9 protein-coding genes are annotated in these 11509 nt (G+C 43.4%); 4 read left to right on the forward strand and 5 right to left on the reverse strand.

The window, feature by feature from the left end; all coding sequences use genetic code 11:
* Positions 1–23 precede the first annotated feature (23 nt).
* Positions 24–590, reverse strand: coding sequence for an acyl-CoA thioesterase (locus tag ACEN82_RS15075; RefSeq protein ID WP_090524579.1), 567 nt, complete (start codon positions 588–590; stop codon positions 24–26).
* 128 nt (positions 591–718) lie between these two features.
* On the opposite strand from ACEN82_RS15075, the gene ACEN82_RS15080 reads away from it, so the two are divergent.
* Both ACEN82_RS15080 and ACEN82_RS15085 read left to right on the forward strand, forming a co-directional pair.
* Complete coding sequence (locus ACEN82_RS15080; RefSeq protein WP_413317746.1) at positions 719–3502, forward strand: TonB-dependent receptor domain-containing protein; 2784 nt, start codon at positions 719–721, stop codon at positions 3500–3502.
* 69 nt (positions 3503–3571) lie between these two features.
* On the forward strand, positions 3572–4291 hold the full coding sequence (locus ACEN82_RS15085) for a toxin-antitoxin system YwqK family antitoxin (RefSeq protein WP_413317748.1): 720 nt from the start codon (positions 3572–3574) through the stop codon (positions 4289–4291).
* Positions 4292–4437: 146 nt separating this feature from the next.
* On the opposite strand, the gene ACEN82_RS15090 is transcribed toward ACEN82_RS15085, so the two are convergent.
* The 3 genes from ACEN82_RS15090 to ACEN82_RS15100 all read right to left on the reverse strand — a co-directional run bounded on the left by ACEN82_RS15090 (position 4438) and on the right by ACEN82_RS15100 (position 8008).
* Positions 4438–4941 (reverse strand): FKBP-type peptidyl-prolyl cis-trans isomerase, encoded by a 504-nt coding sequence (locus ACEN82_RS15090; RefSeq protein ID WP_413317750.1) that lies wholly within the window; start codon positions 4939–4941, stop codon positions 4438–4440.
* A gap of 12 nt (positions 4942–4953) precedes the next feature.
* Entirely contained in the window at positions 4954–6975 is a 2022-nt protein-coding gene (locus ACEN82_RS15095) for a thioredoxin domain-containing protein (protein ID WP_413317752.1), read from the reverse strand.
* A gap of 85 nt (positions 6976–7060) precedes the next feature.
* Positions 7061–8008 carry a DUF6438 domain-containing protein gene (locus tag ACEN82_RS15100; RefSeq protein ID WP_413317754.1) on the reverse strand — a complete coding sequence of 316 codons (948 nt, stop codon included), beginning with the start codon at positions 8006–8008 and terminating at the stop codon, positions 7061–7063.
* A gap of 199 nt (positions 8009–8207) precedes the next feature.
* On the opposite strand from ACEN82_RS15100, the gene ACEN82_RS15105 reads away from it, so the two are divergent.
* Both ACEN82_RS15105 and ACEN82_RS15110 read left to right on the forward strand, forming a co-directional pair.
* A complete protein-coding gene (locus ACEN82_RS15105) occupies positions 8208–10172 on the forward strand; it encodes a M1 family metallopeptidase (protein WP_413317755.1) in 1965 nt (654 codons plus the stop codon).
* 380 nt (positions 10173–10552) lie between these two features.
* Entirely contained in the window at positions 10553–10912 is a 360-nt protein-coding gene (locus ACEN82_RS15110; RefSeq protein WP_167516173.1) for a response regulator, read from the forward strand.
* 9 nt (positions 10913–10921) lie between these two features.
* On the opposite strand, the gene ACEN82_RS15115 is transcribed toward ACEN82_RS15110, so the two are convergent.
* A complete protein-coding gene (locus ACEN82_RS15115; RefSeq protein WP_413317757.1) occupies positions 10922–11428 on the reverse strand; it encodes a hypothetical protein in 507 nt (168 codons plus the stop codon).
* Positions 11429–11509: the final 81 nt, after the last annotated feature.

The following is an 11509-nucleotide window of genomic DNA, read 5'->3' on the forward strand; positions in this document are numbered from 1 at the left end:
AATAAACTTAATATAGGCAATAGCTATCCGGCAACAATGCACCGCTCGCCCTGCAACAGTTCAATACAATTCTCGTAGTTATCGGGCATTTGAATTTGTTCAACCTCTTTCATATAACTCTGCTTAATCTCTTTACGGCGGCGGGCTTCAATAAAACGCCTTACCTGCTCCCGGTTTTCCAAAACCAGGCCAGGCACTTTGGCCGGCTTGTTAAAATCATCTTTAGCTACCATAGTAAAATAGCTGGTGTTAGTATGTTTTACCGAATGGTTTTTGATATTTTCAGATATCACCCGGATCCCTACCACCAGCGAGGTATTGCCTACATAGTTTACCGATGCCATAAGCGATACCAGCTCCCCTACTTCCACGGGCTGCAAAAAATCCACAGTGTCGATAGAGGCTGTTACGCAATAATTACCGGCGTGTTTGGCGGCACATACATAGGCTACTTTGTCCATGAGCGAAAGCAAGATCCCTCCATGGATCTTTCCGCCAAAATTGGAATACGAAGGGATCATCAGTTCGGTAATGGTGGCCTGCGAAAATGCCACGCTTTTGTAGCCGTCTATATCGGGTAAGGGGTTCATAATATATGGTAATATAGTATAAGGTTAAGCACTAAAATACAATATATGCAACATTAGTATTACATAGGGTTAAATAGTTAAACCTTCGTTAAACTTTAATGGTCAATAACCTAAATTGACCCTAAACTATGAAAAAACACTTACTGCTCGCGTTTATCGGTATTCTTTTTTTATCAACTGCCTATGCCCAGCAAGCCCGCGAAGTGCGTGGTACGGTAGTTGACAGCGTGGGCGCCGTACCGGGAATTACGGTAAAACTGATCTCCGATAAAGACAGCGCAGTAGTAGCAACCAGCACTTCCGGGGCATTTTATTTCCCCGCCGTTGCGTCCAAAAACTTTAAACTCACCATCAGCGGTATCGGTTACCAGCCCTTTACCCGCCGTTACGTAATGGACAATGATACCAAACCCATTAACCTCGACCCCATCAAAGTAAAGGTGCAAACCAATATGCTGAACACGGTAGTAGTTTCGGCAGTGATCCCTATCACGATTAAGGAGGATACTGTAGAGTATAAGGCCAGCGCCTATAAAGTGCGGGAAGGATCGCCGGTAGAAGACCTGCTTAAAAAACTGCCGGGCGTAAGCGTTGATAAAGATGGCAATGTAACCGCGCATGGCAAACAGGTTACCAAGGTGCGGGTAAACGGTAAGGATTATTTTACCGGCGATGTGCAAACCGCCACCCAGAACCTGCCTGCCGATATTGTGGAAAACATACAGGTGATTGACGATTACGGCGACCAGGCCAACCTTACCGGCATCAAAACCGGCGACCCGGACAAGATCCTGAACATCACCATACAAAAGGGAAAAAGTAAAGGTAATTTTGGCCAGGGCAGCGTTGGCGTTGGTAATGACGACCGGTACCAGGCCCGTCTTTCGGCCAATTCATTTTATGATGCAAGGCAGTTGGCGGTTATTGGCACCTGGAATAACAATAATACCAATAGCTTCAACCTTGGCAGCAGCGGTGGAGGCGGAGGCCGGGCAGGGCGTGGGGGTGGCGGCAGCAGCGCAAGCGGGGTGAGTACGGCCAACGGTATTACTACCAACCGCTCCATAGGCACCAATTACCGCGATGACTGGGGCAAAAAGGTTACGGTATATGGCAGCTATAGTTTTGCCGATAAAGACAGGGATATTAACAGCACAACCTTGCAGCAAAACCTTTATCAATCGGGTAATATCATCAATATGGACAACAGCACTAACCATAACCATGGTATCAACCACCGCTTTGATTTCAATATCGAGTACAAAATAGATACATCTAACTATATCAAAATAAACCCGGGCTTTTCATATGCCACCGCCGAAAACATGAGTACCGATACCTTCAGCAATACCCGTAACCAAAGTTTAGTTACCGGCAATGAGCTGGCACTCACCAATAACTCATCACAAACCGGTAGCCTTAACGTGCTTTACAACCACAAGTTCCATAAAAAAGGACGGAACTTCAGTGTTAATGCCAATGTAAGCTATTCTAAAAACGATCAGGAATTGAACGACAAATACACTACCCGGCAGGATACCGTGGTAACGCCATTGTTTCAGCAAATCAACTCTGATAATCAATCGCAAAGGGTAAGCCTGCATTTTTCATACATCGAACCTGTTGGCAAAACAACTTACCTCGAAAGCAATTACAGTTATAATTATTCAAATACCGATAATAACCGCTACAACTACCGGGTTGATCCTGTAACAGGCAATCAAACCTACGTTGATTCATTGAGCACGTTGTATAACTACCAGTTTATCACCAACCGCATCGGCTTAAACCTTCGCGGGATACAACCTAAATACAATTATACGCTGGGCCTGGCTGTGCAGCCTTCAAAACTTGACGGGGAATCGCACAATTTTCATACCTCCACATCTACCTTTAATATCATCCCTACGGCAAGGTTTATCTATAACTTTTCAAAAAACCATTCGTTCTCGTTTAATTATAGCGGCTCCAACGCCCAACCTTCATTTAGTCAGCTGCAGCTTCAGCCCGATTATTCAAACCCTCAAAACAGGGTTTATGGCAACCCTGACCTGAAACCTGAATTTACCAACAGCTTTAATGTGCGTTATAACCAGTTTGATATTGCCAGCGGCAATTCACTGTTCGCCAGTTTATCATTTGCCGAAACCCAGGATAAAATAGTTACCAATTCGGCCCCTGTTACCGATAGCACCCAAAGCACAAAAGGCAACAATACCATACAGGCAACCCGCTATATTAACACCAATGGTTTTTATAATGTAAATGGCAACTATTCCTTTTCAAAACCATTCGCCGAACGCAAGTACACCGTATCCTTAAACGGCGGTGCAAGCTACAACAACAATATTTCATATATTGAAAATCAGCGCAATGAGGGTAGAAACTGGGTGCTTAACCAGGGCGTTAAACTTAGGGTTGACCTTGACAGCATTATGGACAGTGAGATCAGCGCCAATTACAGCATTAATACTACCCGTTACAGCCTGCCATCTTCATTAAATACCGATGCCCAAACCTGGACATTAGGGCTCGACGGCCGTAATTACTTTTTTTACAGTTGGGTGCTTGGTTACAGTTTAACTCAAACCATCAATCACGGTTTCAGCAGTACCGTAAAAGCGAACCCTACCCTGCTGAGCAGCTACCTGGAATACCAGTTTTTAAACAAGCATATAGCCTCGCTCCGGTTCCAGGCTTTTGATATTTTTGACGAAAACAAAGGTATAACCCGTACAGCGGTGGGTAATCAGATCATTGATACGCGTACCAACCGGCTGGGCAGGTATTTTATGCTGAGCTTTACGCTCCGGCTTCAAAAATTCACCGGCAGTCGCCCGCAAGGCGGGCGCAACGGCGGCGGCAAGAGCTTTGGTGGCTTTGGCGGCGGTCGTCGTGGTGGCAGAGGATAATTTGTATCCCGCTTTTTTTGGAGATACGTGAGCCGCTGTTATATATTTACAACAATCTATATTCCTGCATTGAGAAAGCTTATTTTAACCTTTATATCGATAATATTTATCGGCAGCACATTTGCGCAAACCAAGGATGCTGCCGCTGCAAAAACTGCCCCGGAAACCGTTGTTGTAAAACGTCGCCTTACCGATTCGGTAGTTGAGCGGTTTAATGTGCTGAAAACTAACAGGGGCATCAGGCAAGGGCTATACCAGGCCCTTTATCAAAAAAACTATGCCCTGGCCAGCGGCTACTATGATAATGATAAACGGACCGGCGTTTGGCACTTTTTCGACAACCGCGGACATCTGGTACAAAATTTCGATTACAGGACCAACCAGATCACCTATGAAGCACCGGAAGACAGCACTTCAAACCTGCAGTATTTTGTTGATGTAAAACTTAGCGACACGGCCAAAACAACCAAACCGCTTAAAGTAGGCGGTAGATTTTTTGGCTACCTCCCCTATCTGAACCTCTTTAAGCTTCCGCCCGAGTTAATGAACCTTAATCCTAACGTATCGTTTGGAGCAGTGGAGTTGTTGATTAGTCCGCTGGGGAGGCTTGCATCATTCAAGGTACATGTATACAGCGGTTCGTACGAAAAAACCTTTAATATGAGCATTGACGTACCCGACCCTGCCGATAAAATCTTTGTACCGGCTACTGTAAACGGCGAGGCGGTTGGCTGCCGTGTACTGATCAAATGCGCTTTCCGGAATGATGGGGGATTGGAGTTTTATTAACAGCCAGCAGCCCAACAGCCCCCTCTAAATCTCCCCCGGAAGGGGAGACTTCATTAGCAGCTAATAAAAAAGGTTCATTTTATATAAATAATAAAATGAACCTTTTTATTTAAAGCCCTCCCTTCCGGGGAGGGTTTGGGTGGGGTTTAGTGAGCGTGATGACCATCCGGCCCGTGTGCGTGGCCGTGTGATAATTCTTCGGGAGTTGCAGGGCGTACGTTAAGGATATTACCTTTAAAGTGCAGTTCCTGGCCGGCCATAGGATGGTTAAGATCAACAATAACAGCATCTTCTGCAATTGAAACTACCATAGCCTGGAAACGGTGGCCCTGGTTATCCTGTAAAGGCAAAATGCTGCCAATTTCAGGCAGTTCGGTACCCTGGAACATTTCTTTAGGCAGGTTGGCTACTGCTTCTTCATCATATACGCCATAAGCATCTTCGGGAGATAAGCGAAACTCGTAAGTATCACCGGTTGAAAGTGTGCTCAGGTTATCTTCAAATTTAGGCAGCATCTGTCCTGCACCAAATAAAAAGGTTAACGGTTGTTCCTGGGTGGTACTTTCTACCAAAGTTTCGGTACCTGTGTTTTCGCGGTCTACGTACAAATCGTAGGTTAATGATACTACGTGCTGAGGTGCAATCTTCATTGTAAATTGTTTTTAGTTGTAAAATCTGGCTTCAACCTCTTTTATGGCATCGGCCGGGTTATGAGCAGGTAATCCGCAGGTTTTATCTTTACAAATGAAAATTTGCGTTGATGCACCAAACTTATCCTGCAGCAAAGGTAAACTTCCTGTATTACCGCCCAACATAATTTTATTGGGGATGTAATTATTTTCCATTTCCTTTCTGAAAGTTTCCGCTCCGGCACCTGTTATCGCAATTTCATTTATTCCAAACACCTCATCCAGCAAAAGCATCACCCAGTTTGAATAGGCCGAGCCGTATTTTGCCAGCTGTGGCATCACATTGCGTAACAACTGCGCCGAAACTTCAATGTAACTTTCGTTATCAAAAAGCAAGCCTAACTTTTTAAGCACCCGTGCCATAACCGAATTAGAGGCCGGGATCACCCCATCCATAATTTCAGATTTGCGGGCAATCAGTTGCTCATCGTCGTCGGCAGTAAAGAAGAAAATGCCCTTTGCTTCATCATAATAGTGAGCTATGGCTGTATCGGTAAGGCTTTTGGCCTGCTGCAGCCAATGCTCATTGAAAGTAACTTCATATAACGCAATGAGCCCGTCAATGATATTGGCATAATCATCTAAAAATGCTACAGGTTTATCCAGTGACGATGTGGCGCTGTAAACCCGTGATAACCTGCCATTTTGGCCAAGCAGATTATTTAAAATAAACCCGGCATTGTTCAGCGCAAGCTCAAGGTGCTCCGGCTTATTAAACGTGCGGTAAGCATCGGTCAGTCCTTTTAACATAAGGCCATTCCACGATGCCAGGATCTTGTTATCCAATCCCGGCCGTACGCGTACGCCGCGGGCATCAAATACTTTTTGACGGAATGCAGCTATTTTAGCAAGCAATTCATGAGCAGGCAACCCTAATTTTGCGGCCAGGTTTTCATCGCTGTCCTTCCGGAACAATACGTTCGATTCCTCCTCTTGCCAGTTGCCATCCTCCGTAATATTGTAGTAGATACAGAACAAACCGGCATCATCGCCTAAAATCTCTTCAATCTCATTTTTGGTAAAAATATAGAACTTGCCTTCCTTTCCTTCACTATCCGCGTCAAGCGCCGAATAAAAGCCATCCCCGGGCGACATTAATTCGCGCGTACTGAAAGTAATGATCTCATCAACTATCTGTTTGTATAATTCGTCGGGCTGCCACGTGTAAGCTTCGGCATAAAGGCCGATAAGCTGGGCGTTATCATACAGCATTTTTTCAAAGTGCGGCACATGCCAGCGTCCGTCAACCGAATAGCGTGCAAATCCACCGCCAACATGATCATAAATTCCCCCGAAAGCCATTTTATGCAAAGTAAGTTTCACTTGCGCCCCTACTTCATCATCTTTCATTAAATAGCCATAGCGCATTAAAGCCTGCCAGTTATTTGGCATCGGGAATTTAGGCGCGTTGCCGGTACCCCCCTCCTGCTTATCAAAATATCGTTTCCAGTTGCTTACAATAGCTTGCAGATCGCCGCGCGTATGTTCTGCCTGTGCCACTACAAATTCTATCGACTCATATTTTTGAATCCCCTCAGTAAGGCGAATGGCATAGTCTTCGGCTTCTTCGGGCTTTTGTTTGTAGAAATCGGCCAGATTAAAGAGCAGCGAAGTCCAATCATTTTTGCGGAAATAGGTCCCACCGTAAATAGGCCTTTGATCGGGCAGGCAGATACAGTTTAATGGCCATCCGCCCCTGCCGCTCATGAGTTGTACGGCGCTCATATAAATCTGGTCAACATCGGGGCGTTCTTCCCTATCAACCTTAATACAAACAAAATATTCGTTCATTACGGCGGCTACAGCTTCATCTTCAAAGCTTTCGTGCTCCATAACATGGCACCAATGGCAGGCCGAGTAGCCGATGCTTACCAGGATAAGCTTATTTTCGGCTTTGGCTTTATCAAGGGCTTCTTTGCCCCAGGGGTACCAGTTTACCGGGTTATTGGCATGTTGTAATAAATAGGGCGATGTGGAATTGGCCAGGCGATTCATATAGCTGTGTGTTTGCTGCAAAAATGCAGATATAATTGCACCTGTAAGTTAAATGGAATTTATTTAGAAAAGTTTTAGGACAATACTACTTTCGGGCTAACTTCCACGTCAACGAATTCTTTAAATCAAGTAATGTAAGATACAGACGGGTTAATCCAAATGAGCCGATCATGCCATAGTCTCTTATTCTCTTTTTGGTTCCATCGGCAAATTCTACTATTAAATTGGCCTCTGCGTCGTCAGTCCACAAAACGCTGTAGCTTGTTTTCATTTTTTTGATATTAATATAATTTATCAGCGCTTTTATATTGTTCAATTTATTTAGCGGCACATCACTAACGTAGGTATTATGGCTGCTATCAATTGCCAGATTCATTTCCAACGTATCGCGAAACATTCTTCTCAAGCCCGGACTATAAAATACTTTTCCCTGATTGGTAACCCCGATTGAATCAGTAACTTTTATAGAGATCGATTTGATGTTATAATCAAGTGGCTTGCGGTTATATTCAACAAAACCCCCAAATAAATAAATTAGCGTATCAGTTTGCTCCGTTTCGTTCAATTCAAGCTGTTGGTTAATCATCCTAAACCTTTTAGAATAATAAGCGATCATTTGTATACCGTCTACCGTTATAGGCTTAACTAATTGGCAATAACTACCCTGGTTATTAGACAATTCAAGACATTTAAGTCCACCTTTCCCTTTATCAATTACAGCAAATATGAATAACGACCTGTTGTTGTCTTTTACGGTAACTATCAAATCGGTGAGTTTATCATGATTGAAATCAACTTTTTCCCAGGACTTTACCTTCCAATTTATAGCAACATCATTACAGTCCAGTCTTTTGAGCAACATATCTGAAGGCACTACTTCTATTGCGTCACTACTGCCAAAAGCCTTCATATTTATGAGCAAATCAAAAACATCTTTGTCTGTTTTCAACTTGTCAATCGTATTGGCTTTTACAACTGCAGTTTCGATAACGAAGAACAATAGAAATGAGAAACACTTAAAAAGGTGGGTCATAATGTTAGGTATAGATAAAGATACTTTTATTAAATTAAAGACAAGTCAACACTAATAATTTCCTAATTGAAGTAACAACCTTAAAACACTCCGAACCCAATAAGCCAAAATCGCTTATATCCAACCCTTTCAGTCCTAAAAATTATCAAACTCACAAATTATTTCCCTTTATTTGCCCCCTTGTTATCAAAAATTTAAGATGAATTGTTTAAAACTGAATTATTTATTATGCGCCGTGGCGCTGATGCCGTTAACGCGACCGGCATCGGCCCAAACTACCGACACCACAAAATACAATCACCAGGACCTTTTTGGCCCAATTACCTGGCCCGTTACCAGTGGCGGTACACGCTCGGCTGCAGGCAAGCCCTCACCAAATTACTGGCAAAACCGCGCTGATTACCAAATCAAAGCTGCTCTTAATGAAGGCAAGGATACTACCATAACCGGCGAAGTAACCATTACCTACACCAATAACAGCCCTGATAAGTTGAATTATCTGTGGCTGCAACTGGATCAAAACCTGTTTAAACCGGATTCGCGCGGAGCGGCGGTAACGCCATACACCGGCGACAGGTTTGACGTTCGCGGCTTTAGCCGCGGTGGTTATCATATCGCCTCTGTTGAGGTTACTTACAAAGGCGAAACCTACAAGGTTGATCCTATCATTACCGATGCACGGATGCAGTTACGCCTTAATGCCCCGATGGATGGGAAAGGCGAAAAAATAGAGATCAAGGTTAATTATGATTTTGCAATCCCATTTTATGGCGCCGACCGTATGGGCCGCAAAAAATTCAAACAGGGCTATGTTTACGAAATTGCCCAATGGTACCCACGCATGTGCGTTTATGACGATGTAGAAGGCTGGAACACCCTGCCCTACATGGGACTGGGCGAGTTCTATTGCGAATACGGCGATTTTGACTATTATATCACTGCTCCTGCCAACAAAATAGTAGTTGGCTCGGGCGATTTGCAAAACCCTGAAGATGTACTTACTCCAGCACAACAAAAAAGGCTGGAAGAAGCCCGCAACAGCGATAAAACCGTAACCATCATCAGTGCAGGTGAAGTTGGCAAAGGCTCGACCCGGCCGTTTAAAGGTACGCTTACCTGGCATTTTAAAATGCAGAATACCCGCGATATTGCCTGGGGCGCTTCTGACGCTTTTATCTGGGACGCGGCAAGGGTTAATTTCCCATCGGGCCGCAAGGGTATTGCCATGTCGGCCTATCCGGTTGAAAGCTCGGGCAATGACGGCTGGGGCCGCTCAACCGAGTACCTGAAAAACAGCATGGAGATCTATTCAAACCTATATTTTGAATATCCCTGGAATTCGGCAGTTAACGTATCAGGCGTGGCATTAGGCATGGAATATCCGGGCGCTATCTTCTGCCTCAGCAACCTGAAAAAAGGACAGCTTTGGGGTGATGTTACCCATGAGATAGGCCATAACTGGTTCCCGATGATTGTAGGCTCAAACGAGCGCAAATATATGTGGCAAGACGAAGGTTTTAACACCTTTATTAATGAGTACGCTACCGAACAATTTAATAAAGGCGAATATGTTGAGAAAAGTGGTTCGGCGCAAAATGTACTGGCCGGCTACCGCAACAGCAAAGACCCGCTCATGACCGCTCCTGAAGCTATTGGTCTCAATGATTACGGTCAGTATTATACCAAAACCGCGTTAGGTTTGGATATATTGCGCAACGTAGTGCTTGGCCCCGAGCGCTTTGACTATGCCTTTCGCGAGTATGTTAAGAACTGGGCGTTTAAGCACCCGCTTCCTTACGATCTTTTCAGGGCTATGAATGATGCCAGCGGCGAGGACCTGAACTGGTTCTGGAAATCATGGTTCTTCACCACCTGGAAGCTTGACCAGGCCATTAGTTCGGTAAGCTATATCAAAGGTAACCCAGCCGAAGGTGCGCTGATCACACTTACCAATAATGAAAAAATGGCTATGCCTGTTGATCTTAAAATTGTTCAGGCTAACGGCAAAACCGAAACCATTCACCTGCCGGTAAATATCTGGCAGCGCGATAGCGTTTGGAAATTTAAATATCCCTCAACATCGGCTATCAAAAGCATGGAAATAGACCCTGATCGTCAACTACCTGACGTTGACCTGAAAAACAACGTTTACAGGGGAGAGTAGTTTTGATTTCGGAATTTGGATTTTTGATTTCGGAATTTGGATTTTCGATTTCGGATTTGTGAAGAGATTAGAGATTAGAGATTAGAGATTAGAGGAAACTTCAAAAAGCGATGGGTGTTTGGGCTCATCGCTTTTTTTACGATTCTGTTTGCTTAACTGTGAGTTGTTTTTATCGCGGTCAGTGTAAAATTATGCACCCTTTAAAAAACCATAAAATATCCTTAAAAAAACACTATATCCAACTGTTAATAAGCAATATACCCACTAATACAAACCTATATCGACTTCAATTAAACACTTGAAAATATTTTTAATTATAAAACATTTTGTTTATTTTTAATATTAAAGGCTAATAGCAAATTACAATTAGCATGTTAACTATGGCAAGAAATATACTCATAATTGAAGATGACGCTGAAATTTTACGGGTACTTGAAACAGTGCTCACCTTTCATGATTTTGAGGTTACCGGTCTTGACCGTACTGATGATATTATTGGTGCTGTAAAAGCGTACAACCCCGATCTGGTATTAACCGATTATATGCTGCCCGGCCTCAACGGCGGCCGCATTTGCCAGCTTATTAAAGGCAACGAAGATACCCGACACATCCCGGTGATCCTGATCTCGGCTTACCATGAACAGGCTATTGCCCTGGTTAATTTTGGATATGATGCCTTTGTACCCAAGCCTTTTGATATAAATAAGCTGGTAAAAACCATTAACAGGTTTTTGAATTGATGGAAGGAATTAGATAAGATCTATCCCATTAGAGATTATTTTAAAGCCATTTTGTTTCCATTCCTTCATTATCATCCTGAGGTTATGCGATTTTTTTACCGAGCTTATGACAAACTTTTGCTTGATGAGTTCCCCATTCATCTTGGTTATCATAATTTTGTTACGGGAGCCATCACTTCTTGACCTTTTACTCCAACCAGCGTAGTTATAACAGTTTATTTCAATCATCTTCAAATCGTTAAGCATAAAAATATCCTCTCTCAAGCTCACACGGTCTTCCTGAAGAAGCAACTCCCCGTCTTTAATATAAGTTGGCATGTTTTTCCACATAGAATGAACTAAAAAACCCGCCAAGCCGACAAATAAACAAATGCTGACTACGATATCTTCAAACAGATTGAAGTTATCACCATCAAATAAAATTAAAATCAGTGCAGCTATCATTAAAACAGCAGGCCCCTGCATTAGCTTATAAATAAACGGGCGATGGGTGTAAGTATCAAAGGTTTCAGTCATTTTAAGATATATCGGCGCAATTTTAAATAATAAAATGTTGATAGCTATTATAAATCATTTTTGCTGTCGCGATTATAAAAT

Source organism: Mucilaginibacter sp. Mucisp73, from assembly GCF_059491465.1.